The sequence below is a fragment of the Streptomyces sp. NPDC111507 genome, assembly GCF_055638955.1.
The window spans coordinates 1,257,353-1,283,302 of record NZ_JBVKBU010000001.1 but is presented as its reverse complement, the minus strand read 5'-3'; the positions used below and the strand labels follow the sequence as shown (position 1 = coordinate 1,283,302).

Genomic DNA, 25,950 nt, shown 5'->3' with positions numbered 1-25,950 from the left:
CCCGCGCGTGTGCCGCGCGTTGATTCCAGCGCCGGGCATCCCGCCCGGAGGTTGGACAACTCCAAGGAGCACTTCTCCATGTCGCGTATCGCGAAGGGCCTGGCCCTGACCTCCGTTGTCGCCGCCGCCGTGGCGGGCACCGCCGGCATCGCCGCCGCCGACAGCGACGCGCACGGCGCGGCCGCCCACTCGCCGGGCGTCCTGTCGGGCAACGTCCTGCAGCTTCCGATCAACATCCCCGTCAACCTCTGCGGGGACACCGTCGACGCGGCCGGCCTGCTGAACCCCGCGTTCGGCGACCGGTGCGCCAACGACTGACGTCGGACCGGACCCTTCCGCCGGCCGTCCTCCCCCACGGGAGGGCGGCCGGTCCGCGTCTGCCCCGAGCGGCGGGAGGGCGCCATCGGGCGGCGGGAGGGCGCCCTCGAATGGAGGGACGGCGGCCCCGAATGGAGGGAAGGGGCGCCAAGGGCCCGGCATGGCTTCCCACCAGCGACGACGGCGGTGGCGCAGGGCCCAGGTCGTTACACGGGGCGTTCGATCGGTTGCAGGCGGCGACCGGTACTTCCACGGTGGGCATCAAGATCCGACGCACCATCGAAGGGAACATCCATGCGTGCTCTGCCCGCACGGCGCCTCGCGTCCTCCGTCCTCTGTGCCTCGCTCCTGCTCGGGATATCCGGGCCGGTCGCGCTGGCGGCCGACAGTGACTCGGCGCGTGGTCGCACCCATGCGGCGGCACCCGTCCCCGGTGCGGACGCGTTGCTGGCACAGGTGAAGTCGCTGGGCGCCATCGCCGGCGTCCTCGCCCCCGTCACCGATCTGCTCGATGCCGCGCTCAAGGCGGACAACGGCCAGCTCTCCGCCGACCAGGCGGCGAAGCTCGCCCAGGCCGTGAAGGACGCGATCGCCAAGGCCGCGGCGGCCGCTCCGGTCACCCCGCCGGCCACGACGACGCCCACGTTGCCCACTCTGCCGGCGCCGCCGACGCTGCCCGCCGTACCCACGCTGCCCTCGGTGAAGAAGAGCGCCGAGGCGCACGACGACAGCGCGGTCGCCGGGGACCAGGACAACAAGGCGCCGCGCGACAAGGGTTCGCGCGCCCCGGCCGCCCGGGACCTCGCGGGCGACGCGCTCACCGCCCTCCAGAAGGCGGTCGACGCGCTCGTCGCGGCGGCCACCTCGGGCGACGCCATCAAGGTGGTGCCCGCGGCCACGGCCGTGCTGACGAGTCTCGTCAACTTCGTGGTCGCGGTGGTCCTCGGTGGCGGCCTGCCCGCGGCGAACCTGCCCGGTCTGCCGCCGCTCCCCGCCTTGCCGACGCCCGCGCTGCCGACTCCTGCGCTGCCGAGCCTGCCGGCGGTCTGACCTCCGAGTCGCCACCCCGCCGTCGTGCCGATCCCAGCGGTCGGCACGGCGGCTGTTTTGTGTGGGTGCACGACGGCTGTTTTGTATGTGTGTATGTGCGCAGGAAATTTCTGCACACAGGGTTTCCGCCGCGTCCGGGGCTCGTTAGCCAGGGCAAAGCGAAATCTCTCTCTGGTGACTCGAGTTGCCGATGAAAGGAACACGATGAAGTCCCTGAAGGCTGCCGCTGTCGTTGCGGGGTCCCTGGTCATCGCCGGTGCCGCCGCGCCCGCCTTCGCCGCCCAGGCCCCCGACCTCACGCCCACCAGCCTCAACGGCGCCCTGGAGACCCTCACCAGCCAGCGCTCGCTCGACCTGGAGGATCTGCAGCCTCTGCGGCACCAGTCGGACGCCCTGGACACCGAGAACAAGAACTCGGTACTCAACACCGTGAATGGCGCGACGAAGGCGATCAACTCGGCCGGTGGCCCCGCAAAGCTTCTCGGCGGACTTCCCCTCCAGAACTGAACGGGTTCGGTGTGGAGTCCCGTTCCATTTCATCGCGTGTCTTTCCGGGAGACGGTCGGACGCATCCCTAGGCTGAAGCGCACCGCCAAGGAAAGGACGGACGATGAACACTGCCAAGAAGGCCGCACTGCTTTTCGCCACCGCCGGAATGGCCGCGGGTGCCGCGGCGGGCAGCGCCGTCGCCGACACCGGCGCCCAGGGCGCAGCGGCCCACTCCCCCGGTGTCGCCTCCGGCAACGTCATTCAGGTACCCGTGGACATTCCGGTGAACGTCTGCGGCCTCGGCGTCAACGTGATCGGTGCGCTGAACCCGACGGCCGGGGACAAGTGCGCCAACCGGTGACGCCGTACGGGGGCTGAGCCGAAAGTGACGCCGTACGCGGGCTGAAAGGGCCGATTCCGCACCGTGCGGAGTCGGCCCTTCGCATTGTTCGAGACCGTCCCTCGTTCGTGTGGTCGCCCGCCCGGTTGTCGCCCGTCCGGGTGATAAAGGGGCGGGGCCTTTCGGGTGCGTCGATAGGGTTCCGCGGTGACCTCAACCTCAAGCCAAACGCGCCCTTTCCGGGCCGCCGATCTCGGCACGCTCGCCGTCATGGCGTTCAGTGGTGAAGCCCCCGACGGAGACATGCCCTACCTCCTCGCCTACTCCCTGGGCGACGGCGCAGGCGGCCCGGAGGCCTCCAGGGTCGCCATCGAGCAACTGCTGCGCGACAACGGTCTGCCCGTCGGTGACACGCTCCTCGACGGGGCCAGGCAGCCCAGCCTGCCGCTCACCCTCCTCGTCGAGGCGGGCCAGGCCGTCGTCACCATGCCGTACCTCAACGCCCAGTGCCTCGTGCCGCCCGAGTGGCTCGTGGCGGTCGGCGAACGCGGCTACGCCTACTTCCTGTTCGCCACCCGCGCCTGGCCCGGCGCGGAGCCCGGCAAACCCGTCGCGCCGGAGGACCTGGCCGCCTTCGCGGGTGACGAGGGGACTCTGCTCAGCGCGGCGCACGTGCTCCTGCCGGCGCGCAGTCTGCGCGGCTGATGACACGGACCGCCGGTGGCAGCCGTGCGCTCGCCGTGCTGCTGGTGATCACCGGTGCGGCCGGTCTGCTCGCCGCGTGGGTCATCACGATCGACAAGTTCAAACTGCTGGAGAACCCGAACTTCGTGCCGGGGTGCAGCCTGAACCCGGTCGTCTCCTGCGGCAACATCATGAAGAGCGACCAGGCCTCGGCCTTCGGATTCCCCAACCCGATGCTCGGTCTCGTCGCGTACGGCATCGTGATCTGCGTCGGTATGAGCCTGCTGGCGGGCGCCGGATTTCCCGGCTGGTACTGGCTGACCTTCAACGCCGGCATGCTCTTCGGCGTCGGATTCTGCACCTGGCTGCAGTTCCAGTCGCTGTACCGGATCAACTCGCTGTGCCTGTGGTGCTGTCTTGCCTGGGTCGCCACGATCATCATGTTCTGGTACGTGACGTCATTCAACGTACGAAATGATTTCCTGCCCGCGCCCGATTGGCTGAAGAGATTCCTCGGTGAGTTCACCTGGGTTCTGCCGATTCTGCATATCGGGATCATCGGGATGCTTATTCTGACCCGATGGTGGGATTTTTGGACGAGCTGACTATTGGGCTCGTCGGGGGAATCTTGAACTGAAGGCGTTCTCAGGATCGTTACCCGGTACGGACGCAGACCCCGAATCCTGAAAGGGACCGTGCCTGAGATGAAGCCGACCACTCGAGGAACTCTTGCCGCCGTCGTCATGGGCGTCGTGGCAGTGATGGGCGCCGCCGCCGCGACTCCGGCCGTCGCGGCCGAAACGGTCCCCGTCCGCGTGCCTCTGGACGGTGCGAAGCGTGCCCTCGACCCGCAGACGCCCAAGATCGCCGGGGAGTTGCCGGTGCCCATGCCGGGCGGACCCGCGGGTGCCCGGCATGTCGAGGGACGGATGCTTCCGGAGCGGGCCGTTCCGCAGCTGCCGGTCGGCGCCGGACTGCCCGGGGCGGACTTCGAGGCGCCTCTTCCACACCTCTTCGGGCACGGCTTCGAGCACCTCGGGGTCGAGGCGCCCGCGGTCACTCTGCCCACGCTGGCACCCGGGCTGTCCTCGGACCCCTCCTGAAGACGCGTCATCATCACCGTCACCGCATCCGTTTGAGGAGAGAACATGTTCGTCGGCAGAGTGTCGAGCGGAGTTCCGGTGACCCGGCGGGGCGTGCTGCACGGCCTGCTGGTGTCGGCCGCCGTCGTGGCGCTGGCCCCGGTCGTCGCGGCCTCGCTGCCCGCGCGGCCACCCCGCCCCGAGGACCTCACGTTCGACGAGATGTACCACGGCCGCCACCTGATCGGCGCGAGGACCGGCAACGGCGTCCGGGCCGGAACCGGCGGCGGTCAGTGGCAGGTCACCGTGGACGGCCGCCCGCTGCACCTGATGCGCCGCGCGGACGGCAGCTACCTGAGCATGCTGGACCACTACCAGTCGTACCCGACCGCGCTCGCGGCCGCGCGCGCGGCCGTCGACGAACTGGGCCCCTCGGAGCAGCTGCGCGACACGGAAGCGGAGGGGAGCCCCCACCATGGCGTACACGCGTAAGGACGTCAGCACACTGACGGCCGCCGAGCGACGCCGCTTCGTCGCCGCGATGCTGGAGGTCAAACGCCGGGGCGAGTACGACGAGTTCGTGCGGATGCACATCAAGTACTACGTCGCGGACGGCGACAGCGGACTGCGCGCGGCCCACATGGCGCCCTCCTTCCTGCCCTGGCACCGGCAGTTCCTGCTCGAACTGGAACGGGCGCTGCGCCGCGTGGACTCCGGGGTGAGCGTGCCGTACTGGGACTGGACGCGGGACCGGACGCCGACCTCCGCGCCGTGGACCAAGGACCTGCTCGGCGGCAACGGGCGGCGCTCCGACCGCCAGGTCACGACCGGGCCCTTCGCCTACGCGAACGGGAAGTGGGCCATCACGGAGGGGGTGACCGACGGCGAGTACCTCACCCGCGACTTCGGCCGCCCCGGCAACCCGATCGAACTGCCCACCCGCCGCGAGCTGGACTCGGCGCTCGCGGACCCCGTCTACGACACGTCCCCCTGGAACTCCACCTCCTCCAAGGGATTCCGCAACAGGCTCGAAGGCTGGGGGAGCGGGTCCGGTGCCGCGTCCTGGCGCAACCACAACCGCGTGCACCGCTGGGTGGGCGGGGCCATGCTCGGCGGCGCCTCCGTCAACGACCCCGTGTTCTGGCTGCACCACGCCTTCGTGGACCTGCAGTGGTCCCGCTGGCAGCAGCGGCATCGCGGCGCCCGCTATCTGCCCGCCCGGCCGCCGGGTCCCGGCGACTCGCAGCACGGAAGGATCGTCGCGCGGCACGAGAAGATGCCGCCGTGGGGCGTGACACCGGACAAGCTGGAGGATCACAGCGGGATCTACCGGTACGTGTAGAGATGTACGCGTAGATATATGCGCGTAGTGATACCAGTACGCGTCGAGGCTGTGGCGAGGCCCCCGGCAGTGACCACTGCCAGGGGCCTCTCGCCCGCCTGCGTCGGCTGTCGACCTACGACCGCTGAGGGCGTGTCACTTGCCGTAGCCGCCCGAGCCGGGGTTACCACTGTCGTGGTCGCTGACGTTGGCGCAGGCGCTGCCGAAGGTCGGGTTGAGCAGTCCGGCGATGTCGACGGTGTCGCCGCACACGTTGACCGGCACGTGGACCGGGACCTGGATGAGGTTGCCCGACAGGACACCGGGCGAGCCGACGGCGGCACTCTGAGCGCCGGCGTCCGCCATGGCCAGACCGGCCCCGCTGAGCACCACGGCCCCCGTGCCGAGAGCGACACCGGCTGCCTTCGCGATGCGAGACATCACGTTCTCCTTTGACTCGGTGAGTGCGGCTGCTCGGACGCGACCGCACTCACCTTCAACGCGCCCGACCACGGCTGGTCACGGCGTTCACCGGGGGATCACCCTCTACGAACAGGGCTTTCGCCACGGCTCGCGGTGCGCCTTTGCCCGGCCCGGTCCGGCCCGGCCGCGAGGCTCAGCCGAGGCGGCGTACGGGGGCGCCCGCCAGGAAGGCCCGGATGTCCTCGACCGCCCCGCCGTAGTACGCCTCGTAGTTGGCCCGCGACACGTACCCGAGATGCGGGGTGGCGAGGAGGCGCGGGGCCGAGCGCATCGGATGGTCGGCCGGGAGCGGCTCGATGTCGAACACATCCACGCCCGCTCCGGCGATCCGGCCCTCGCGCAGCGCGGCGAGCAGCGCGTCCTGGTCGACGATCGCCGCGCGGGAGGTGTTGACGAGGTAGGCGGTCGGCTTGAGGAGGGCCAGCTCGGCGGCGCCGATCAGACCACGGGTGCGCTCCCCGAGCGCGAGGTGCACGGAGACGAAGTCGCTGCTCGCGAGCAACTCCTCCTTGGAGGCGGCCAGTTCCACCCCGACCTCTTCGGCGCGCTCCTTGGTGAGGTGCCGGCTCCACGCGCCGACCCGCATCCCGAACGCGAGACCCACCTGCGCCACCCGGCCGCCGATCTTCCCCAGCCCCAGCAGGCCGAGCCGCCGACCGTGCAGATCGGCGCCCACCGTGCTCTGCCAGGGGCCGCCCGACCGCAACGCGTCGTTCTCCGCGACGAGACCCCGTGCAAGCCCCAGCAGCAGCGCCCAGGTCAGCTCCACCGGCGGCGTCGAGGCACTCGGGGTGCCGCACACGGTCACGCCCCGCGCCTCCGCGGCCGCGTAGTCGATCACCGTGTTGCGCATCCCGGAGGCGATCAACAGCCTCAGCCGGGGCAACCGGGCCAGCAGCGACGCGGGGAAGGGCACCCGCTCCCGCAGCGTGACGACGATGTCGAAGTCCGCGAGTGCGGCGGCCAGCGCGTCCTCGTCGCCGAAGTGCTCCCGGAAACCGACGACCTCCACGTCGTCCGCCACCGGCGACCAGTCGGCGACCTCGGTCGCCACGCCTTGATAGTCGTCGAGCACGGCACAGCGAAGTGGCATGTCAGTTTCCTCCCGTCCTCTCTGGTTCGAACGGACCCTACCCGAGCGGCGTTTCGACGCTCCGGGGCGGCCTCGGAGGAAGCGGCTGCTCCGGAAGCCGCGACGGCCGTTCGCCCGCCATGGCAGTATCTGGGCTCCATGAGTGCGTCCCCAGAGGTACGGAGCCTGCGCGCGGCGGTGTTCGCCGTGCTGTGCGTGCTGCTGGCCGCCGGGGGGCACGGGCTCGCCACCGGTCAGGCCCCGCCGCTGTGGGCGGACAGCGCCGGGCTCCTCGCCGTCTTCTCGGCCGGCTGGCTGCTGGGCGGACGCGAACGCTCACTCGTCGGGATCGGCGGCGGCATGCTGGCCGCCCAGGCCGGGCTGCACCTCGCCTTCGAGGCGGCCGGCCCGCGGATGGCGATGGACATGCACGGCGCGCACATGGCGAACCCAGCAGGGCACGCCATGACATCGCACGCCACCGCCGCCCACGTGGTGGCCGCCCTCCTCGCGACCTGGTGGCTGCGGCGCGGTGAAGCCGCGTTCTGGTCCCTGCTGCGGCGCGCCGCGGCGCTCGTACCGGGGCTCGCCGCCTGGTGGCGGGTGCGCGCGGGGTGGTCCGCCGTACCGACCCGGCCGGCCGTCGTACGCCGGACCGCGCGGGAACCCCGGCCGCTTCGGCAACTGCTGCTGCGCCACGCCGTCTCCCGTCGGGGACCGCCGGCAGGGCTCGCGTACACGCCCTGACCGCATCCCCACCAGTACGGAGTTCCCCTGATGTCCCCGATTCGCACCACCCTGCGCCGCGCCGGCCTTGTCGCCGCCCTCACCACCGCCGGTGTCCTGGCCGCCGCGGGCGCCGCCTTCGCGCATGTGACGGTCCACCCCGAGACCTACGCCAAGGGAGCCACGGACGGTGTTCTCACCTTCCGCGTCCCCAACGAGGAGGACACCGCGAGCACCACGAAGGTGCAGGTCTTCCTGCCGACGGACCACCCGGTCCTCGGTGTGCTCGTCACCCCTCAGGAGGGCTGGACGGCGCAGGTGACGACCACGAAGCTCAAGACCCCCGTCAAGACCGACGACGGCACCATCACCGAGGCCGTCTCGGAGATCACCTGGACCGGCGGCCGGATCCGGCACGGCCAGTACCAGGACTTCAACGTCGCCTTCGGCCAACTGCCGGACGACACCGATCAGTTGAGCTTCAAGACCCTGCAGACCTACTCGGACGGCAACGTCGTCCGCTGGATCGAGGAGGAGAAGAAGGGCGCGGAAGAGCCGGAGAACCCGGCGCCGGTGCTCACCCTGACCGCCGAGGACGCGGAGACGGGTTCCGACGGGACCTCGGACTCGGCGTCGGGCTCCGCCCCGTCCTCGTCGTCGAGCTCGACGCCGGCCGCCGCGGCCGACTCGACGTCGAGCAGTGACTCCACGGCCCGTGGCCTGGGCATCGCCGGACTGGTCGTGGGCGTCCTCGGCCTGGCCGCGGCCGGCTACGCCCTCGCGCGCGGCCGGGGTGCCCGCTCAGAGTAGGCGAGCGGCCTCTCACCGGTTCTCGCCGGGTCTCACCGGTTCCCATCGGCTCTCACCGGCCGATGACCTCCGCTGAGCGGTTGCCGTCCCGCCGACCTCCTCCTCTGTCGGCGGGACGGAATCCCTCACCAGCCCGTTCGTGAACACCGCGCGTCCGGCGCGAGTTGAGCCCGCGCATGAGTGGGGGGTGAGAAATTTCCGTACCCTCCCATGAAGCCTGTTGCCCGGATGCGAGGATGAGCCCGCCATGACTGCTGGGTGGTGTTCTCGCACGGTACGGGCCGCGGTGTTCGCGGTCGTCTGTGTGCTGCTCGCCGCCCTGGGGCACGTGATGATGTCCGGCGGCACGGTGCCCTGGTGGGCGTTGGGCGCCTCGGGCGCGGTGATCGGTGGCGCGGGCTGGTGTCTGGCCGGCCGGGAACGCGGACTGCCCCTGATCGTGTCCGCCGTGGTCGCGGCGCAGGCGGCACTCCACTCGGTGTTCTCGCTCGCGCAGTCGTCGGGATCCCTTGGAGTGTGGGGCGCGGCGGCCTCGGTCTTCACCGGCCACGACATGAACTCCATGCCCACGGGTCCCATGTCCATGGGTTCCATGTCCCCGGACTCCGTGCCCATGGACTCGACCCGCATGGACGCCATGGACATGGGCGCCATGGACCACCTGGGGCACGCGGCGGACGGGACGTCGTCCTCGCTCGGGATGCTCGCCGCCCACCTGCTGGCCGCCCTGCTCTGCGGCCTCTGGCTCGCGCACGGAGAGCGCGCCGTCTTCCGTGTCCTGCGGGCCCTCGCCGGCCTGCTGGCAGCCCCGCTGCGGCTGCCGCTCGCACTGCCCGCGCCGGTGAGCCGCCCGCGTCCGCGCGTCCGCCGCGACCGCTCCGCCCGCGTGCCGCGCCGGCTCCTTCTCGTCCACGCGATCACTTCTCGAGGTCCGCCCGCCGGGACCGCTGTCGTCTGAAGACAGCCGGTTCCCCGAGGCCGCCCCTGTGCGCCCCGGGCCTCGGCCGTACGCCCTCGTGCGGCCGGTTTCGCTCACCGGACCCTCGGGCCGCCCTCGCGCGCCGGGTCCGGATCCCGGATGACCCGAGAAGGACACCAGGTGACCACTCCTGCCCTGCCCACCTCACGTGACGCCTCGCTGACGGCCTGGGCGCTGGCCGCCCGTGCCGGTGACCCCGACGCCGTCGACCAGTTCGTGCGCGCCCTGCACCGTGACGTACGCCGTTACGTCACCTATCTGGGCGCGGACCCGCAGACCGCCGACGACCTGGCCCAGGACACCTTCCTGCGCGCCCTCGGCAGCCTGCACCGCTTCGAGGGCCGCTCCTCGGCCCGTACCTGGCTGCTGGCCATCGCGCGCAGGGCCGTGATCGACAGCTTCCGCACCGCGGCGGCCCGGCCCCGGCTGGCCGACTCCGACGACTGGCAGCTCGCCGCCGAACGCGCCCAGCCGCGCGGCCTGCCGGGCTTCGACGACGGCATCGCACTTGACGAACTCCTGGCCGAACTGCCCGAGGAGCGCCGCGAGGCCTTCGTGCTGACCCAGCTCCTCGGACTGCCGTACGCGGAGGCGGCCCTGGTGAGCGACTGCCCCATAGGTACGGTCCGCTCACGCGTGGCCCGTGCCCGCAGCGCCCTGATCGCCTCGTTGTCCGACGCCGAACGCTGTGGACTGCCCGAGCGGCGCGAGCTGGTCGGCGCCATGGCCTGACGGGCGCGGCCGGAAAGGGGCGCGGCCCCGGTCGCCTGGGGGGCGGGCCGGGGCCGCGACTCACGGAGTCACCGTGCTGCGGTCACTCACTGTTGAGTTGCCAAGGTGCGGTGCCACAAGGCTCAGTTCTGCGCCGGTGCCTTCTTCTTGCGGAGGAGGAACACGGCCGCGCCGCCGATCACGAGCAGGGCGACGGCGATGCCCGCAATGACCGGGGTCGCGCCGGAGCCACCGGTCTCGGCGAGGTTGGTGCCCCCGGTGGAGTCGGCGCTCGCCAGGGCCGGGCTCGGCTCACCGACGGTCTGGGTCGTGATGTCGCTCGCGCTGCCCTGTGTCTTGCAGTCGAGCATGCCGGTGAAGTGCTTCTCGAAACCGTTCGGACCCGTCAGCGTGAAGTCGTACGCCTGGTCCTCCTGCAGCGGGACCGTCACCGTCAGCGACTTGCCTGCGGCGACGGTGTGCTCGGCCCCCTTCAGCTCGAAGGTGAACGGCGCGTCGCCCGTGACGGTCGCCGTGACGTCCACGCCGCCCTTGGCGCAGTTCGTCGTGGCGGACAGCGCCGGTATCGCGCCTTCCTTCGCCCAGTTCGCGGTCGCCGTCGCCGAGACCGTCGACTCGCTGGAGCCCGCGAGGATCTGTGTCTGGCTGCGGGTCCCCGAGGCGAAGGCCCGGCCGACCGGCACGGTCGTCGACGCCTGCACGGTCAGCGCCGCCGAACCGTCCGTGGCGTCCTTCGGCACGTCGAAGTAGAGCCGGCTGCCGTTCGTCGCCGAGGTGATCGCCTTGCCGTCCTTGCCGACGACCTTCACCCCACTGGCGGCGGCGTCCGCGGGCGGCGTCACCGTCACGCTGTCCGCGTCGGTGTGCACCGTGATCGGGCCGAGCCTCTCGCCGGCGTGACCGGAGACCGCGGGAGGGTCGAGGGTCAGCGAGGCCTTGGGCTCCGCCACGTTCCGCGCGTTCTTCTGCAGGTAGTCGGCGAGCTTCTCCGCCTTCGGGTCCACCGCATCCACGTCGGCGCCGTCCGAGTACCGCCAGATGGCCACCTGGGTGCCGGCCGCCGCGTCCTGCTCGGTGAGGCCGTGCGCACCGGCCATGTCTGCCAGCGCCGCGAGGTCGTTCACCTGTGGGTAGGAGTGCTGCAGGATCCAGCGGATCTTGCCGGCGTCCTTGTTGCCGTTCAGCGAGGTGCCGCTCCAGGAGGTCTCCCGGTACTGGGCGTCCCGCTGGGTCGGGTTGTGGAGGTCGATGCAGTACGTCTGCAGCATGCCGCCGCCGTCGACGGACATCTCGAACAGACCGGCGGACACCTGCTGGTCCACGCCGTTGTCGTGGACCACCGCGGCCCCGTACGTCTTCAGACCGCCGATCGTCGCGGTCGCGCCGCCCTCACTCTGCGGGGCATCGTCGGCGGCGGCCACGCCGGCGGTGGCCAGCGCCCCCGCGGCGACGAGCCCCGACACCAACGTCGCGGCGGCGAGGCGAGCGGCCCCTCGCCTGCGCGCGGACCACGCAGAGAACGAAGAAAACACAGAATTCCCCTTCGAGCAGGACCCGTTGACATGGGGGGACGGTCCCGCCAGCAGAATCAGAAGCCCCGTGAGCTATGCCCGGCATCCTAAGGACGTGGGCGCACCGCACTTCCCGGTCCTGCCGTCGGATAACCGATCCGAATCGGAATCGTTATCGGTCGGCGAGTCCGTGAGCTGCGCTTATCGACAAATCAATGGAGGCTGTCCGGAACGGATTTGTCGATAAGCCGCAGTTCGGTCAGGTTCGCCCGGCCAGGGCGATTCCATACCTGACGTCAGGTCACTCCGACGGGCTCAGGCTGCTGTTGGGAGGCATCGAGGGAACGACTCTCCGGCTCCGTCTCCCAGCTGGGCTCGGGCCGGGGGGACGCGGTCGTGTCCCCTTCCTTGTTCGGGCGCCGGAAGGCCGAGGTGCCGCGCGAGAGGTCGTGGCCGATGGCCACCGCGTCGATGTCCGCCGACGTCCAGCTCTGTCCTTCGCGTACCTCGGTACGCACCTTCAACCTGCCCTGCACGATGACGGGATCGCCCACCGACAGCGATGCGCCCACGTTGGTGGCGAGCGCGCGGTTCGCCCACACGGTGAAGAAATTGGTGTGCCCGTCCGTCCAGGCGCTCTTCTCGCGGTCCCAGTACCGCGCCGTCACCGCCAGGCGGAACCTCGCCGACGCGCCGTTCGCCAACTCCCGGTACACCGGCTGCGTCGCCACGTTCCCCACCGCGCACACCATTGTCTCGTTCATGCCCGACCCCTCTCCCGTACGAATGCGTCTGTCGCGGCGAGCGCATGCGCTGCGATCGCCGCGAGTTCAGACTGCCTTCGTCGGGCCGGGCCCGCTGAGCCCTGTGTGCTACCGGCCGGTTGTGGACAACCGCGTCACCCGAAGGGGTGGATGGGCTTCAACCCGTGGAGTGTTTCCTCGTCATCCGACCGGCGCCGACGCCCCCGTGACCCGCCCGTACTGCTCCCGTACCTCCCGATACCGCAGCAGCTCCGCCGCCACCGGATCGAGTACCCGTGCCCTCCCGCACCCGGCGGCGGCCTCGCGCAGTCGCCGTTCCGCTTCGAGTCCGTACCGCCTGGCCGGTCCGCGCGCCGCCATCCTGCTGCCCCACTCGACGGCCGGGCCGCCGATGATGCCCGCCAACATCAGAAGCACCGGCACCCCGAGGTTCGGCGCCATGAACCCGATGATCTGCCCCAGCAGCCACAGCCCGCCGATGATCTGAAGAATCGTCATCGAGGCCTGCGCGAGCACGGCGGCGGGCCACCAGCCGGGCCGCGGCGGCCGCCCCACCGGAGTCGTGGCGCGCGTCGCCATCTCGTCCAGCGCCTCCGGCAGCCCCTGCGCACCGCGCACGGCCGCCTCACGCACCGCCTGCGCCCAGGGCACGGGCAGCCCGCGGGCCGCCCGGTCCGCCACCGTACGCACCGCCTGTTCGACGCGCTGCCGGGCCGTGGCCTCCTCGTCCGCGGGTGCCCGTACCGACAGCCGGCCCGTCGCCGAGTCCCCCCGGTCCTGGACCCAGCGCCACAGCCGCAGCCAGGGGGTGCCGCACGCGCGGTTGGCGTTGCGGCGCCACGCGCGCTCGGCCGCCTGACCGGCCGCCGTGGCACCCACCGCGTCCGCGAGCCGGTCCGCGAACTCGTCGCGCGCCTCCTCGCTGAGCCCCGTGCGCCGCCCGGTCGAGTAGACGGGACGCAGTCGCGTGGCGGCCGCGTCCAGATCGGCCGAAATTCGACGGGCGGCGGCGCCCCGCTCGGCCAGGAACAGGCCGAGCGACTCGCGCAGTTCGCCGATGCCGTCCCCGGTGAGCGCGGACAGCGCCATCACGGTCGCGCCCGGTTCGCCGTACTCGCCCAGCGCGATCCCGTCCTCGTCGAGCAGTCGGCGCAGATCGTCGAGGACCTGGTCGGCGGCCTCGCCGGGCAGCCGGTCCACCTGGTTGAGGACCACGAAGGTGACCTCCGCGTGACCCGCCATGGGCCGCAGATACCGCTCGTGGAGCATGGCGTCCGCGTACTTCTCGGGGTCGACGACCCAGATGACTGCGTCGACGAGCGCCAGGATGCGGTCCACCTGTTGGCGGTGCTGGACGGCTGCCGAGTCGTGGTCGGGCAGGTCCACCAGGACGAGGCCGCGCAGTTGCGCCTCCGCCTCAGGGCTCTGCAGTGGACGTCTGCGCAGCCGTCCCGGGATGCCGAGCCGGTCGATGAGGGTCGCCGCGCCGTCGCTCCAGCTGCACGCGATGGGCGCCGCGGTGGTGGGCCTGCGCACGCCCGTCTCCGAAATGGCCACCCCGGCGAGCGCGTTGAAGAGCTGCGACTTGCCGCTGCCGGTGGCTCCGGCGATGGCGACCACCGTGTGCTCACCAGACAGTTTGCGGCGCGCCGCCGCCTCGTCGAGGACCCGGCTCGCCTCGGCGAGCGTCCCGCTGTCCAGCCGGGTGCGCGACTGCCCCACCAGCTCGCGGAGCGCTTCGAGGCGCGACCTCAGGGGTCCGTCGTACGCGAGCGGGAGCGGCGGCGCCTGTACGGCGGACTTGGTCTCCAGGACCAGGGACGGGGCCTGTGCCTCCTGGCCGGTGGTCGTCTCGGACACGCGGCGGGCGATCAGCCCGTCGTCCCAGGCGGTCTCCGACTCGGCACGGGTGCAGGCGTCGTCGGACTTCACACGCGTGTGCCCGGTGTCGTCCTTCACGCGTGTGTGCGTGCCGCCAAGTGGGGCATCGAAGGCGACCTCCTGGGCCCGTTCGGTGTCCTCTGCCTCCGTCTCCGCCTCGGCTTGCCCCTCCTGCTGCGCCTTCGTCACGGACTCCAGGGGAGCCTCCATCGCGGCCTCCCCGGCGGCGGGCTCGCCGTCCGCGGCTTCCGTGGCGAAGGCCTTCGGGGAGTCGGCCTCGGAACGAGAGCCTTCAGGGTGGCCGTTTTCGGGACTTCCCTGGCCGGACGTGCCGTCTTCGGGGGAATCGTCTCCGGTGTGGTCGGCGTGATCCGTGTGGTCTGTGACGGCAGTCACCGCGGTCACCTCTCCTTCTGCAGTACGGACAGCGCGGCGATGAGTTCGGCCTGGGGCTCTGGGCGTACGTCTAGGGCGTCGAGCGGGGCGAGACGGCGCTCGCGCTCGGTGTGCAGGGCCCTGTCGAGGTACTCGGCAAGGAGGCGCCCGCCCCTCTCGCGCAGCCGCAGGGCGCCGTGCGCGCCGAGCCGCTCGGCGAGCCCCTCGCCCGCGTTGCGTGCCCTGTGGCCGCCCAGGAGCGCGGTGGCCACCAGCGCGGCGACGACCTCGGCGTCCGGTGCCACGCTCTTGTCGAGGCGGCCGACCTCGTCCTCGGCGTACTCCTCCAGGACGCGCCGCCAGCGCCGTACGGACATCCCGATCCGGTGCTCGGCGCTCTCCAGCGCCGGATCTCGGTCCGTCAGCCCTGGAGCGCCCGCGGCCGGTTCGCGCCGCCAGGCGTCGTCCACTCGCTCGTCGGCGGCCGTGACGGCGCACAACAGGAGTGCGGCCAGGCTCTCGACGAGCGAGTCGAGCAGTTCACCCGCGGTGCAGTCGAGCGGGTAGGCGCGCCAGCGCTTGAGCGCGTCCCCGGAGAGCACGGCACCGGTTTGCAGACGCCCCTTCACGCGCGTGTACTCGCTGTCGTACGCCCCGTCGACGGCGGCGGTGAGCCGCAGCGCTGCCGCGTACTGCGCGGCGGCCGCACCGGCGAGCTCAGGCATCCGGGCCTTGAGCGAGTCGAGGACTCCTTGGGCCGTACGGGCCATCGCCGCGTGTCGGGCTCCGTGGTCCTGTGTCTGGTGGACGAGCCACGTGCGCAGCGGCGCGACGGCCGTGGCGGGCAGCAGGCCGCCGCCCCACGCGGACTCGGGCAGTTCCGGCACGGTGAAGCGGGGCACCTCGCCGAGCCCCGCCTTGGTGAGCAGGGCGCCGTACTGCCGCGAGACCTCGGACACCACCTGGTGGGGCACCCGGTCGAGAACGGTCACCAGGGTCGCCTTGTGCTCCTTGGCGGTACGCAGCAGATGCCACGGCACGGCGTCGGCGTACCGCGCGGCCGTGGTCACCATGACCCAGATGTCGGCAGCGCAGATCAGTTCGGCGGCGAGTACGCGGTTGTCGGCGACCAGGGAGTCGATGTCGGGCGCGTCGAGCAGGGCGAGGCCCCGGGGGAGGGTGTCGGCGGTTTCGATGCGCAGCACCCGTTCACCGCGCTCCATGAGGGCCTGGAGGTCGTCGCCGGGTTCCTGGTGGGGCACCCACGCACGCGTGAGGTCGGGCAGCACCCGCATTCCACTGAACCAGTGATGGTCCTCCGGATGGCACACCAGTACCGGCGTCCGGGTCGTCGGCCGCAAGACGCCGGCCTCGCTGACCCGACGTCCGACGAGGGAGTTGACGAGAGTGGACTTCCCCGCTCCCGTCGACCCGCCGATCACGGCGAGAAGTGGTGCTTCGGGTTCCCTCAACCGGGGCACCAAGTAGTCGTCTAGTTGTGCGAGCAGTTCGTCGCGGTTGGCACGCGCGCGTGGAGCCCCAGCCAGGGGCAGCGGGAAGCGTGCGGCGGCGACACGGTCGCGCAGGGCGGAGAGTGCGTCGAGCAGCTGAGGCCGTACGTCCAAGGTCACCACATGCGAAGAATGCCCAATTTTGGAGGCTTTCTGAAGCATATAACTATGTCTGCGCGCCGACAGGACACACGGGGCGGAAGGGACGACTGGGGCGCAGGCATAACGAGTGCACAACACCCGATGCGCGAGACGCCAAAAGCGGTGCACGATTCGTACCTGCCTGCGATTATCAGGACCGCTTCACTGAACCTCCACATTGAGCCACGGAGGCGAAGCGCCAGGGACGAGGACCCGGGAGCCCTATCCTTGTCCCCGGCAAGGTCACGGATCGGCCCACACCCGGGCACCACGAAACCGGCCACCACACCTGGCCCCCGTAGCTCAGTGGATAGAGCAGGCGCCTTCTAAGCGCTTGGCCGCAGGTTCGAGTCCTGCCGGGGGCGCCACTGAGAGCCCTCCCTTTGGGAGGGCCTTTTTGCTGGTCAGTGAGGGTTCCGCTGGACTCGGCGAAGCCCCGGGCACCCTCCTGACGATCAAGGGAGGGTTCCGGGGCTGTCCGGCTGTCACTGGGGTTTCGCGGGTGGCCGTGTCGAATACGTGTCGAAGTTCTCGGCCGGAGCCTCAGTCGGCGTCTGGCGTGTCGTCGGGCAGTTCGGGGAGATCCCCGGCGGCTTCGAGGCGCCTCTTCAAGTCAGGCAACTGCCCTGCGACGCATCGCGCGTAGGTGGCCAGCAGCACCGGGACGCTGTTCCCGGCCCACTCCGCCGCCTGGGCGGGCGGGACGCCGTCGTTGAGCCACTTGATCAGGCGCGTGTGCCGGTTGTCGTACACGCGCTTCCCCGTGGGCGACTCGAAGACGTGCGGGGGCAATACAGCCTTGCGCGCCCCGTGCCACGCCCGGCGGATGACGGAGCCCGCGAGAATGCCACCGGTCTCCCCCTGGAACAGCAGTTCCCCCGGCTTGAGCTTTTCGTCCTCGATGTGCTGCCGCAGGATGCGCGTAAGGGCGGGATGTCCTGGCACAGTGCGTGTCTCGCCCTCAGCACGGCCCTTCAGGTCACGCTCCTCGTGGATCTCCCCGGTGTCGGTCCACTGCTTGCCGACCTCCGGGGTCGCCGTGTGGATCAGCAGTTCACACCACTGGTCCCCGGCATCGGGACCGGGAAGCGTCACGTCTTTCACTCGCATGGCTATGGCTTCCTCCGGTCGCGGACCGCAGTAGTACAGCGTGGCGAAGAAGGCGTGCAGCCGCTTTCCTCCACGGGGCCGGCGCCGGATCCAGTCGAGGAGTGCCGCCGCCTGGTCCGAGTTCATCAAGGACCGCTTGTCCACGGCGTTGGTGGTCTTGGTGACAGCCGTCGACTCCTTCCCCTTGGGGAGGGGGTTGGTCCGCAGGATGCGCCGCCGGATCGCGTGCTTCATGGCGACGTTGAGGATGCGGCGATTGCGCTTGCGGGACCAGGCCGCGGCTTGCCTGCCGTCGAGGCGCGTGTCGATTGCTCGTAGGACCTCGTCGACCTTGTCCGGGTCCTCCCAGGCCGAGACGGGAAGCGAATTTCGCTCCACCCACCTGAGGATGCTCACCACGTCCCGGGGTGCCGCACCGCGTCGGTTCGTGTTGAACGCCCACTCGCGCAACGCGGTACGCACCAGCGCGGGTTCGAACTGAGTGGGTGTGACGCGCAGGAGTGCGATGGAGGTCGCGGTCAGGGTCTTGGCGGTGTTCTTGCGGCTGTTGCCGCCCAGTTGGGCCCAGCGCGCGTCCACGTACTCGACCGCGAACTTGTACCAACTCATGGCAGCCGACTTGGAGCGATGAGACACCGGCAGACCGGTCGCGATGACGAACGCCTCGCCCTTGCCGGTCGCTGTGATGAGTTGCGAGCGGAAGCCCTCGGCGAGCGCGACCGTGTCGAACGGCTCACGCCAGCGCTTGCCCTCAACGACCCAACGCACCGTGTAGGTGGTTTTCCTGGCGCCTTTGTACGTGAGGATCTTGTAGATCTTCACGTCGTACGTCGTCTCCATCAGGCGGCGTCCTCACGGTCGTCGAGCCAGTGGTCGAGGTCGCTCCGCCGAATCCTGAGGTCACCGTTCGGGAGCTTGATGCAGCGCGGCGCACGCCGCTTCGCCCGCCAGTCGTAGAAGGTCGAGCGTGAGACGCTCAGTTCCTCGCAGACCTCCGCGAGGGTGAGCATGATGCGTGCTCGGACGGCCGTGGTCACGTCGCGCTCCCTTCGCTCAGGAGGGCTTCGCGGGCGGTCTCGCGGTTGGTCTGGAGATCGCGGGCAATGGTCGCGGCGAGGGCGGCTTCACCGGGTGTGTGGCCGTGGCCGGCGTACTGCCAGTCGACCAGGACGAGGACGGTGTCCGGCTCGCGGTCGTCGAGGCCGAGGACCGATGCTTCCTGGGCGGCGCGGTAGTCGGCGCGTTCCTGGCGGAGGGCGCCGAGGGTCGTCGAGTAGTTACGCGACTTGGACGAGAAGTGCCCGCGGAAGCCGAGCATGTGCGCCCAGGCCCAGAGGCGTCGGTCCGGGTACAGGCCGTCCAGGTCTCGGCACGCGGTGATGAGCCGGCGGGTGTGGTCCGGGACCTGGTGGCGGTCGAGTTCGGAGAGTTCGCCGATACGGCGGTCCAGGGTGCCGGTGTTCTCAGCGGCCTTGGTCGCGTACTTGGCCACGTACGAGGCAACGGCCTGCTCGGTGATGTCGGAGCCGTCACCGAACGCCTTCACCGGCCGGACGTCGAGCTGTCGGCCCCAGCGGAACGTCCGGGTCGGCTGATCACCGGCGGGCGGAACCGAGACCGACGTGTACGAGTGCGCCGCGGCGGCGCGTATCGCGTCCGTGAGGAGGTCGACCGTGGCCCAGGCGGGCGGGGGAGTCCCGGGCCCCTCCGGGCCGTCGAGGCGTACGACCGCGTGGAAGTGCAGGGCCCCGCGCTTCTGGAACTCGGCGACCTTGCCGTACGAGACGCGAAGGTGCTCGGCGAGTTCGCGGCGGGGCATGCCTGCGCGGGCGGCGAGTTCGCGGCGAAGTCGGGTGGTGAAGCGCTGCCACAGCTGTCCGGCGTGATTGTTGAAGAGGACGGCGCCCGCGTAGTCGTAGGTGTCGGAGTCGAGGGCGGTGCCCAGGTCCGGGGCGTCGGATGCGTGAGCGGTGCCGCAGCGGCAGGTGCCCTGGTCGGGCCGGTTGTGGACCGGGCCGAACGAGGGAGCCGTGAGAGTGGCGAAGACGCGCGGGTGATCGCGGACGGTGGCGGGGACGTCACGGCGGTCGTCACCGGCCAGACCGGCGCGGATCAGGTGGTAGGTGTCGCCCGCGTAGGTCCAGGCGCAGGAGGGGCAACGAGAGGCGCGGCGGTTGCCGCAGGCGAGGCGGAGGCGTCCACCCGGCTCGTTCTCGGTGGAGTAGTGGTGCAGGGTCTCTCCGGTGGTCTTGTCCTTGGTGACCGTCCAGCCGGTGAGGTGGATGGGGTCGGAGCAGCCGCCGGTGCGGCGGATCTGGTCTTCCCAGCGGTCGTAGTCGGAGGCCGAGGCCACCCGGAGCAGGTCCCCGAGGGTGGTCGGGTCGATGAACGTGTCAGGCATGGGCGCCCTCGGTGTCGCGTGGGAGGCGCGGTGGGCCATGCTGGGGGTTCCTTCCGGATCTTCGGGTTCGGAGTGGGGCAGGGCTCCCGGGCGGCGGATGCTTGGCGGTATCAGGGCCGCCCGGGGGCCGGTCAGCGGCGCTTGCCCTCGGAGGCGATCAGCGAGCAGCGGATCACCAGGGCGCAGATGGCGACGGATGCGCCGGTGATGGCGACGGCGAGGAGCATCGAGACCAGGACAGCGCCGACGACCAGGGCCACGGCGGTGCCGCTGCCGACGAGGGCGACGACGGTGCCGGGGGTGAGCTGCACGGTCGGCCGGGCCGGGACCGGGGCCGGGGCCGGGGAGACGACCGGGGCGGGCGCGGGGGCCTGCGGGGTGTGCTGGATGGCGGCGGTCGGCTCGATGAGGGCGGGCGGGGTCACCAGGCCGGTCGGCTGGGGCATGGTCGGGACCTTGGGGCGGAACATGGGTGGTTCTCCTTTCGCGGGCGGTTACTTGACGGCGGTGTCGATGGCGGGGGCGAGCAGGCTGTCGGCGAGGAGGCAGCCGCCGAGGAGGAGCACGGCGACGAGCCACCAGGGCGGGCGGATGAGCTTGATGCCGAGCCAGCCGACGATGATCAGGGCGGCAGAGCGGGACCTGCACGGGGTGGGCTCCTTAGCGGGCGGTGCAGCGGTGGGTGCGGGCGGCGAGCTGGGCGGCGGTCTGGCTGGAGTAGTCGGCGGACCAGCCGCAGTGGTCGTTGGTGCACGCGGCGGCGTGCTTGGTGTGGCCGTGGCGGTCGCGGTGGGTGCCGATCTGCACGGGGCCGATCCGCATGACGGAGTGGAAGTGGTCGCGGGCGGGCATGGCGGTCAGTCCTTCCGGGTCAGGTGAGTTGGGCGGCGATGGCGGCGGCGAGCTGGGGCGGGACGCCGAGGCGGGTGCGCAGGGTGTCGGTGTCGATCGGGCTGCCGGTGCGGGTCTGGTGGTCGTTGGCGACCTTCCGGGCGTGGTCGACCAGCGCGGCGGGAACGGGCGGAGTTGGGACGGCGGGTGCGGTGGCTGGGGCGGGGTCGGCGGCGGGGAGAGCCGGGGTTTCCTCGGCGGCGAGGATCTCGGCGGGCTCCGGTTCCGGGATGGGGACAGGCATCGGGGGTTCGGGGATGTCCGGTGCCGGATCGGGGCGTGTGGGTGCCGGCGGAACCGGCGTCCGGTCTTCGGCGGAGTGGGCGAGGAGGGTGCCGCCGAGGAAGGCGAGGGCGGGCCATCCGGCGATGCCGAAGCGCAGCCAGGCCGGGGGATTGGCGAGGTCGAGGAACCCGGCGGTGGCGACGTTGGCGCCGAGCGAGGCCACGAGGGCGATCAGGAACCAGCACCAGGCCAGCCGGGACGGACCGTCACTGCGGAGTCGTCGCCAGGCGGCGACCAGGAGGAGATCCACCGAGATCGGGTAGGCCCACGCCTTCCAGCCGTCCTGTCCGGCCGCGTCGGCGAGGTCGTGCAGGTGGGCGAAGGAGAGGGCTCCGGCGATGACGGCCTGGAAGGACGGCGTCCACGCGGAGGGCGGTGTGGGCCATCACGAGCCGCCGGGGTAGTCGGGGCCGTCGGTGGGGTCGTAGCCGGGCGGGAACGTGCCGGGCGGCGGCTCCGGCAGGGAGGCGGCCAGCGACGGGCCCACAGCCTCGATGAAGCTGTCGTCAGCGCCGAGCATGTCGGCGTAGAGGGCGAGTTGGCCGAGCATCAGGACGGTACGGGCGAAGTCCTCGCAGTCGGGGCACATGAATTGCTCTCCCTTCAGCAGGCATGGAGGCGGTAGGGACCTGGCGCGAGACGGTCACGCCGACCGGCAAGCGGAGAGGGTCAGGCCGTAGCGGGAGCGGCCTTGGAGAGCGGCACCCGGTCCGAGGGCAGCGCGGCGACCGCGGGCCGGAAGGGCGCCAACGCGGGGAGGACCGGGGTGCGGTCGGCGTACTTGTTGCAGAGGTTCACGGCCTCGCGCAGCGAGGTGTGCGGGGCGCGGATGCGGGCCCAGCCGCCGGAGGAGTCGCCGGTGACGGCGATGCCCGGGGTGTCGGTGGGGATCTGGATGGCGGCGAGGACGGCGTCCGGGGAGATGTCCCCGAAGGCCATGTTCGCCGAGGATTCGTCGTTGACGCGGTGGGCGGTTTGATTGCAGTTCCTCCCATGTCTCCGGCGATACTCGGCCATGAGCAGATTCGCCGAGGTCATCGTGTTGGCCAGCAGCGCAGAAGAGATCATGGAACCGTTGACACAGCCGGACCCCAACCGAAAGTGGCGTGGCCAATTCACGGATATCGGGCATGGCATGTTCGGTGGCTGGGCCATTGAGTTCATACGACGGAGCAGCTGGGTCGGACTCCTGGAACACCTGGAGTCTCAGCCTTGGCCATCCCCGCACTCTGTGCAGGTGCTGATCCACGACGAGGAAGATGACTGCTTTGGCTTGTGGATGATGCACGACGGCCGACTTGTGGAGGTGCCGCTGCCGCGCACCAGCCGCTACTTCTGGCGAAACCACTACACGGGCGAAGTCGATCCAGACTGCCCCGGAATTCTCATGCGCACGGACAAGTCCGATGGCTCGCCCGAAGGGGACTGAGTGCCGGCCGTCAAACTGTCCTGTCCAGGCAGGCTGCCCCGGGCTGCGGTACGGCAGTGAAGTACTGCAACCTCCGCACCCACGACCGACCGCCACCAGACCCAAGCACTCGGCTGGCGTGCCTGGCAGACCTCAGCGACCGCCCCGCCCATAGTTCGCATCGAGCGAAGTACGGGTCGGCCGGCCATCCGGGTCACCGACTCACGTCAGCCCCACTGGATTTCGCGCTTTCCGCTACTTGTCCGCTCGGTAGAGCTTGATGTCCTTGTTGACGAACAGGTGGACATAGCCGCACCGCCAGCAGATCAGGCCGGTGGCGTTCTCGTCGGCCCAGGCCAACTTCATGAACTCCATACCGGTGCTGTTCAGCAGGACACCCCGCTCCCGGAACAGATCCCCTTGGCAGACCTGGCAGTTGAGCCAGACATCTCCCACCGCTGCACGTACCGGCTTCTTCGCCATCGCGTCAACGCCCCCGTCCTTGCCGTGTGGTCGGAGCCGAGACTACGGGGCAGTGTGAGCCGCTCACAGCCCGGGTGAGCTCGCAGTGGGGTCGACTGCGCGGGATCCCATCTGGCGGCCGAGAGCGCGACAGAGGGGCGCATGTGCCCTCTGCGTGCCCGATCGAGCAGCGACCAGCGGGGAACAACGGGGAGCGCTGGCGAGTGACCCGAGAGCGGGCAGGTCAGCATCTCGTCAGGTCAGGCCGCATCCGCATACGCGATCTTCCAAACTGGTGCAGTCCGCCGACTCCGGCAGGCTGATCTGGGCTCTCAGCCTGAACCGGGACGTCAGGCCGGGTGACTCCGAGACGCCTTCCACAAGCGAAGAGCACGGTGTCTCAGAGGCTGCGACCTTCCTGGCGCATCCTTCAGTTGCCGAAGAGCATCGCCCATGGCTACAGCTGGATAACCTTCCTCAAGCCACGACAGTCCGCAGTTCGCCCAATGCTCACTGCCTTCGAGCAACGCGCACCGGACTACTTCATCCCACAGCGGCGTTCCTTTTGCTGTCAGCGCCCCCTGGGCTGGCGAGTCCTGCACGTGCGCATAGGGCTTCTCCAGCGCAGGCAAGAGCCAGGGAATCACTTGATCGGCATTCTGTGCCGGCTCGCCCGGACGACCAACCACCCAAGAGGTCGGAGTTACGCCCAGATACGCACCGATGTGACCGATACGCAGCACAGGTTGCCAGTCGCCGACAGATTCCACATGGACATCCAAGCTGACGGCGCCGGTTGACAGCAATGTCACGGGAGCCTTCCGTATATCGCGCCTTCCAAACCGGCGACCGTGCCAGTGCACATCCGGGGCCGTCTGTGGGCCGTTCGGAGGCGACGGACAACGATCAACGCTGACGGCCATCGACAGCAGTGAGCAGCCCTTGTCAAGACCACGTGCGGCGGCTGACACCAGCGGCTGACACCAACAATCACGAACAGCAGCGGTCGACGCCGGACCTCAGTGGACGATCGGCCGAGGCGCAGGCCCGGTTGGCCGACGTCGACGGTCCCCCGTGATCGACCTGATAAGGATGAGGCCAGATCTCGAAGCCGGCATCCAGCACGGGCGCCGTCCTCGCTGATGGACGGCGCCCGCCAGCTTGACTCAGTCATGGAGACTCCGTCGGCCTTACGGGCACGGTGGCCAAACTCAGCCAGCACCCGTCGGGTCTGCTTCTGTTGGTGCGCCACGGCCTACGGTCAACGCCCAACGCACGGCTGAGGACGCCTCGACGGACACGACTCCACTGCGCTCCACCCCGGACAATGCCACCTCGTTGGAGACGGTGCTGACCTGGTCAGCACCACACTCCAGGGGGAAGGAGACCTGCACGGGCCGCACCGTCACCGTGATCTTCCCCTCGCCCTGGCAGCTCGCCGCGATGGTGAGGGCGTCACCTTTCTTGCCCTTGCTGTAGGGGAAGCTGGCGTTCCCTGTGGTCACCTTCTGGCGGCCGGCGAGTGATGCCCCAGGGTCCAACTCCGGCGGCTTCAACAGGGAAGGCTGTGTGGTGCCGGGCACGCTGCCGTTCGTTGCCGGGCCCGGCGTCACGGAGTCCTGGGGCCGCGCGGGCCGACTGGCGTCCGAATGATCCGTCGTGCACGCGGCGACGGACAGAAGTACAGCAGCACACGCGATGCTCACCACCGCACGGGTTCGGCAAGACATATCAGCTCTCCGAGACAGCCCAGCCGACACAATGCGGCGTGAGGATGATGACCCTGCGCTTGCTGTCCGACCGGCAGTTGTCGAGATCATGTCAGCGCTCCTGGCGAACCACCAGCCTTCACGCCCTTTCTGAGCAAAGCCTGAGCTAGCCGATCAACCAGCGCGCATATGGGTGACCGGCCCGGAGCACGCCGGTCACGGCCTCGGCCATCCCGAGGTCTCATCGCGCGGAACGAGACCGGGCCGTACGAAAGCGGGTGCGGGAGGCGAGGGCCTGGGCCGCTCGCGCGGCGGCTTCACCAGCAAGGTCCACCTGAGCGCGGACAGCCGCTGTCGCCCGCTGTCCCTGATCGTCACGCCCGGGCAGCGAGCCGACTGCACCCAGTTCGTTCCGGTGCTGGAAAAGATCCGGGTCCCCCGCCTTGGACTGGGCAGACCCCACAAGAAGCCCGACAGCGTCGCGGCCGACAAGGCCTACAGCAACGGCCCTTGCCGTCAGTACCTGCGGCGGCGCGGCATCCGACACACGATCCCGGAGAAGACCGACAGTCAGGCCGGCCGCCTGCGGAAAGGATCGCGAGGCGGACGGCCACCGGGCTTCGACGAGGACCGGTACGAGAAGCGCAACACCGTGGAGAGGGCCATCAACAAGCTGAAGAACTCCCGCGCCGTCGCCACCCGTTACGACAAGCGCGGATACGTCTTCCTCGGTACCGTCACCGCGGCCGCCCTCGTCATCTGGCTCCGCACGTGATCAGCCGTCGTCCGGGGCCACCTCGTCAAAGCGACCCGAAAGGCCCCCTGCACGGCTGGCGAGCCAGACGGCGACACGCTGCTTTTCCTCGCGGTTTGCATAGGGGCTGTCGTAACGCGTGATCCACTCCAGGTGTCGCAGGATGTTCTCCGAGCGGTCCGGGTGGCGCACAACGAGCACATCGATGCCGCTCTCGCCCGTCGAGGCGCAGACGTACACGCTGCCGTCCAGGGCCATCATGGCGAAGCCCGGGTGGCCCGAGTGCACGCCGAGGAACGCCGATGCCGCGCCTCGGCCCATGACGTCCCAGCGATCCAGCAGCCGGACCCGGGTCCAGAGCGCCGGTGCATGGTAGCCGTGCAGGCGCTGCAGGGCGGCGCGGTGTGAACGGGTGCCCTGCGGAAGCTGCACGAGGAACTCGCACCGGTGGTCGAAAAGGCCCGAGGAGACCGCCAGGTCGTACCAGTCCGCATTGAGCCGCTCGACCAGCCGCGAGGTGTCGTATCGGTGCGAGAAGCCTCCGGCCACGTCCTCCGCACCGTATCCGCGGACGAACGGCATCGTGCCCGCCGGCACGGCGTTGGGGATCACCTCGAGGCCGGCCCGCCGCAGAGGCCGGTACACCTTGCGGTCACGCTCC

The 25,950-nt window shown here is 70.5% G+C and carries 30 protein-coding genes, 1 tRNA gene and 3 pseudogenes; 16 read left to right on the top strand and 18 right to left on the bottom strand.

Translation table 11 applies throughout. From position 1 onward, the window contains the following. Positions 1–78 precede the first annotated feature (78 nt). From ACZ7M2_RS05730 to ACZ7M2_RS05690, 9 genes and pseudogenes are all read left to right on the top strand, one after another. Positions 79–318 (top strand): chaplin, encoded by a 240-nt coding sequence (locus ACZ7M2_RS05730; protein WP_471594254.1) that lies wholly within the window; start codon positions 79–81, stop codon positions 316–318. A gap of 294 nt (positions 319–612) precedes the next feature. Beyond that, positions 613–1,368 (top strand): hypothetical protein, encoded by a 756-nt coding sequence (locus ACZ7M2_RS05725; protein WP_471594253.1) that lies wholly within the window; start codon positions 613–615, stop codon positions 1,366–1,368. Between the two features lie 204 nt (positions 1,369–1,572). Beyond that, complete coding sequence (locus tag ACZ7M2_RS05720; RefSeq protein ID WP_471594252.1) at positions 1,573–1,875, top strand: hypothetical protein; 303 nt, start codon at positions 1,573–1,575, stop codon at positions 1,873–1,875. A 103-nt stretch (positions 1,876–1,978) separates the two neighbouring features. Beyond that, on the top strand, positions 1,979–2,218 hold the full coding sequence (locus ACZ7M2_RS05715) for a chaplin (protein ID WP_471594251.1): 240 nt from the start codon (positions 1,979–1,981) through the stop codon (positions 2,216–2,218). 186 nt (positions 2,219–2,404) lie between these two features. Further along, the gene (locus ACZ7M2_RS05710; RefSeq protein WP_471594250.1) at positions 2,405–2,902 is read left to right on the top strand and encodes a DUF5949 family protein; all 498 of its coding nucleotides are present in this window, start codon (positions 2,405–2,407) and stop codon (positions 2,900–2,902) included. After that, positions 2,902–3,486 (top strand): vitamin K epoxide reductase family protein, encoded by a 585-nt coding sequence (locus ACZ7M2_RS05705; protein WP_471594249.1) that lies wholly within the window; start codon positions 2,902–2,904, stop codon positions 3,484–3,486. The genes ACZ7M2_RS05710 and ACZ7M2_RS05705 overlap by 1 nt, the downstream gene beginning before the upstream one ends. Positions 3,487–3,585: 99 nt before the next feature. Continuing rightward, positions 3,586–3,975, top strand: a pseudogene (locus ACZ7M2_RS05700) (hypothetical protein); the annotation flags it as partial. Positions 3,976–4,029: 54 nt separating this feature from the next. Beyond that, positions 4,030–4,455 carry a tyrosinase family oxidase copper chaperone gene (locus tag ACZ7M2_RS05695; protein ID WP_471594248.1) on the top strand — a complete coding sequence of 142 codons (426 nt, stop codon included), beginning with the start codon at positions 4,030–4,032 and terminating at the stop codon, positions 4,453–4,455. Further along, positions 4,439–5,305 (top strand): tyrosinase family protein, encoded by an 867-nt coding sequence (locus tag ACZ7M2_RS05690; protein WP_471594247.1) that lies wholly within the window; start codon positions 4,439–4,441, stop codon positions 5,303–5,305. The genes ACZ7M2_RS05695 and ACZ7M2_RS05690 overlap by 17 nt, the downstream gene beginning before the upstream one ends. A 135-nt stretch (positions 5,306–5,440) precedes the next feature. On the opposite strand, the gene ACZ7M2_RS05685 is transcribed toward ACZ7M2_RS05690, so the two are convergent. Together ACZ7M2_RS05685 and ACZ7M2_RS05680 are read right to left on the bottom strand one after the other, a co-directional pair. Continuing rightward, entirely contained in the window at positions 5,441–5,725 is a 285-nt protein-coding gene (locus ACZ7M2_RS05685; RefSeq protein ID WP_471594246.1) for a chaplin, read from the bottom strand. Between the two features lie 250 nt (positions 5,726–5,975). Beyond that, positions 5,976–6,860 (bottom strand): annotated as a pseudogene (locus tag ACZ7M2_RS05680) (D-2-hydroxyacid dehydrogenase family protein); the annotation flags it as partial. Between the two features lie 138 nt (positions 6,861–6,998). Between ACZ7M2_RS05680 and ACZ7M2_RS05675 the strand changes: the two are divergent. From ACZ7M2_RS05675 to ACZ7M2_RS05660, 4 genes are all read left to right on the top strand, one after another. After that, positions 6,999–7,586, top strand: coding sequence for a hypothetical protein (locus ACZ7M2_RS05675; protein ID WP_471594526.1), 588 nt, complete (start codon positions 6,999–7,001; stop codon positions 7,584–7,586). A 30-nt stretch (positions 7,587–7,616) separates the two neighbouring features. Further along, positions 7,617–8,375: a YcnI family copper-binding membrane protein gene (locus ACZ7M2_RS05670; RefSeq protein ID WP_471594245.1), complete on the top strand. Its 759-nt coding sequence runs from the start codon at positions 7,617–7,619 to the stop codon at positions 8,373–8,375. A gap of 247 nt (positions 8,376–8,622) precedes the next feature. Continuing rightward, positions 8,623–9,333, top strand: coding sequence for a hypothetical protein (locus ACZ7M2_RS05665; protein ID WP_471594244.1), 711 nt, complete (start codon positions 8,623–8,625; stop codon positions 9,331–9,333). Positions 9,334–9,453: 120 nt separating this feature from the next. After that, the gene (locus ACZ7M2_RS05660) at positions 9,454–10,086 is read left to right on the top strand and encodes a sigma-70 family RNA polymerase sigma factor (RefSeq protein WP_060901944.1); all 633 of its coding nucleotides are present in this window, start codon (positions 9,454–9,456) and stop codon (positions 10,084–10,086) included. 122 nt (positions 10,087–10,208) lie between these two features. Here the strand turns inward: ACZ7M2_RS05660 and ACZ7M2_RS05655 are convergent, their stop codons facing one another. The 4 genes from ACZ7M2_RS05655 to ACZ7M2_RS05640 all read right to left on the bottom strand — a co-directional run bounded on the left by ACZ7M2_RS05655 (position 10,209) and on the right by ACZ7M2_RS05640 (position 16,251). Continuing rightward, a complete protein-coding gene (locus tag ACZ7M2_RS05655; protein ID WP_471594243.1) occupies positions 10,209–11,618 on the bottom strand; it encodes a Cys-Gln thioester bond-forming surface protein in 1,410 nt (469 codons plus the stop codon). 275 nt (positions 11,619–11,893) lie between these two features. After that, complete coding sequence (locus ACZ7M2_RS05650) at positions 11,894–12,361, bottom strand: single-stranded DNA-binding protein (RefSeq protein ID WP_471594242.1); 468 nt, start codon at positions 12,359–12,361, stop codon at positions 11,894–11,896. A 180-nt stretch (positions 12,362–12,541) separates the two neighbouring features. Beyond that, on the bottom strand, positions 12,542–14,647 hold the full coding sequence (locus ACZ7M2_RS05645; protein WP_471594241.1) for a YfjP family GTPase: 2,106 nt from the start codon (positions 14,645–14,647) through the stop codon (positions 12,542–12,544). Beyond that, on the bottom strand, positions 14,644–16,251 hold the full coding sequence (locus ACZ7M2_RS05640) for a dynamin family protein (RefSeq protein ID WP_471594240.1): 1,608 nt from the start codon (positions 16,249–16,251) through the stop codon (positions 14,644–14,646). Before ACZ7M2_RS05640 ends, ACZ7M2_RS05645 begins: the two co-directional genes overlap by 4 nt. Positions 16,252–16,561: 310 nt before the next feature. On the opposite strand from ACZ7M2_RS05640, the gene ACZ7M2_RS05635 reads away from it, so the two are divergent. After that, a tRNA-Arg gene (locus tag ACZ7M2_RS05635) sits at positions 16,562–16,637 on the top strand. 175 nt (positions 16,638–16,812) lie between these two features. Here the strand turns inward: ACZ7M2_RS05635 and ACZ7M2_RS05630 are convergent. The 8 genes and pseudogenes from ACZ7M2_RS05630 to ACZ7M2_RS05595 all read right to left on the bottom strand — a co-directional run. Continuing rightward, entirely contained in the window at positions 16,813–18,219 is a 1,407-nt protein-coding gene (locus ACZ7M2_RS05630; protein ID WP_471594239.1) for a tyrosine-type recombinase/integrase, read from the bottom strand. Beyond that, positions 18,219–18,416 (bottom strand): helix-turn-helix transcriptional regulator, encoded by a 198-nt coding sequence (locus tag ACZ7M2_RS05625; RefSeq protein WP_471594238.1) that lies wholly within the window; start codon positions 18,414–18,416, stop codon positions 18,219–18,221. The genes ACZ7M2_RS05630 and ACZ7M2_RS05625 overlap by 1 nt, the downstream gene beginning before the upstream one ends. Then, complete coding sequence (repSA, locus tag ACZ7M2_RS05620) at positions 18,413–19,780, bottom strand: replication initiator protein RepSA (RefSeq protein WP_471594237.1); 1,368 nt, start codon at positions 19,778–19,780, stop codon at positions 18,413–18,415. Before repSA ends, ACZ7M2_RS05625 begins: the two co-directional genes overlap by 4 nt. Before the next feature lie 131 nt (positions 19,781–19,911). Continuing rightward, a complete protein-coding gene (locus tag ACZ7M2_RS05615; protein WP_471594236.1) occupies positions 19,912–20,250 on the bottom strand; it encodes a SpdD-like protein in 339 nt (112 codons plus the stop codon). 190 nt (positions 20,251–20,440) lie between these two features. Beyond that, the gene (locus ACZ7M2_RS05610; protein ID WP_471594235.1) at positions 20,441–20,632 is read right to left on the bottom strand and encodes a mobile element transfer protein; all 192 of its coding nucleotides are present in this window, start codon (positions 20,630–20,632) and stop codon (positions 20,441–20,443) included. A 19-nt stretch (positions 20,633–20,651) separates the two neighbouring features. After that, a complete protein-coding gene (locus tag ACZ7M2_RS05605; protein WP_471594525.1) occupies positions 20,652–21,296 on the bottom strand; it encodes a DUF2637 domain-containing protein in 645 nt (214 codons plus the stop codon). Positions 21,297–21,341: 45 nt separating this feature from the next. Next, positions 21,342–21,545, bottom strand: coding sequence for a hypothetical protein (locus tag ACZ7M2_RS05600; protein WP_471594234.1), 204 nt, complete (start codon positions 21,543–21,545; stop codon positions 21,342–21,344). Positions 21,546–21,625: 80 nt separating this feature from the next. After that, positions 21,626–21,934: pseudogene (locus ACZ7M2_RS05595) on the bottom strand (plasmid transfer protein); the annotation flags it as partial. Positions 21,935–21,971: 37 nt separating this feature from the next. On the opposite strand from ACZ7M2_RS05595, the gene ACZ7M2_RS05590 reads away from it, so the two are divergent. Beyond that, on the top strand, positions 21,972–22,385 hold the full coding sequence (locus ACZ7M2_RS05590) for a hypothetical protein (protein ID WP_471594233.1): 414 nt from the start codon (positions 21,972–21,974) through the stop codon (positions 22,383–22,385). Between the two features lie 234 nt (positions 22,386–22,619). Here ACZ7M2_RS05590 and ACZ7M2_RS05585 read toward each other — a convergent pair whose 3' ends face one another. The 3 genes from ACZ7M2_RS05585 to ACZ7M2_RS05575 all read right to left on the bottom strand — a co-directional run bounded on the left by ACZ7M2_RS05585 (position 22,620) and on the right by ACZ7M2_RS05575 (position 24,331). Beyond that, entirely contained in the window at positions 22,620–22,847 is a 228-nt protein-coding gene (locus tag ACZ7M2_RS05585) for a hypothetical protein (protein WP_471594232.1), read from the bottom strand. Between the two features lie 329 nt (positions 22,848–23,176). After that, entirely contained in the window at positions 23,177–23,638 is a 462-nt protein-coding gene (locus ACZ7M2_RS05580; protein WP_471594231.1) for a hypothetical protein, read from the bottom strand. Between the two features lie 399 nt (positions 23,639–24,037). Next, positions 24,038–24,331 carry a hypothetical protein gene (locus ACZ7M2_RS05575; protein ID WP_471594230.1) on the bottom strand — a complete coding sequence of 98 codons (294 nt, stop codon included), beginning with the start codon at positions 24,329–24,331 and terminating at the stop codon, positions 24,038–24,040. 397 nt (positions 24,332–24,728) lie between these two features. On the opposite strand from ACZ7M2_RS05575, the gene ACZ7M2_RS05570 reads away from it, so the two are divergent. Then, entirely contained in the window at positions 24,729–25,310 is a 582-nt protein-coding gene (locus ACZ7M2_RS05570; RefSeq protein WP_471594229.1) for an IS5 family transposase, read from the top strand. Here ACZ7M2_RS05570 and ACZ7M2_RS05565 read toward each other — a convergent pair whose 3' ends face one another. Then, positions 25,311–25,934: a hypothetical protein gene (locus ACZ7M2_RS05565; RefSeq protein ID WP_471594228.1), complete on the bottom strand. Its 624-nt coding sequence runs from the start codon at positions 25,932–25,934 to the stop codon at positions 25,311–25,313. Positions 25,935–25,950: the final 16 nt, after the last annotated feature.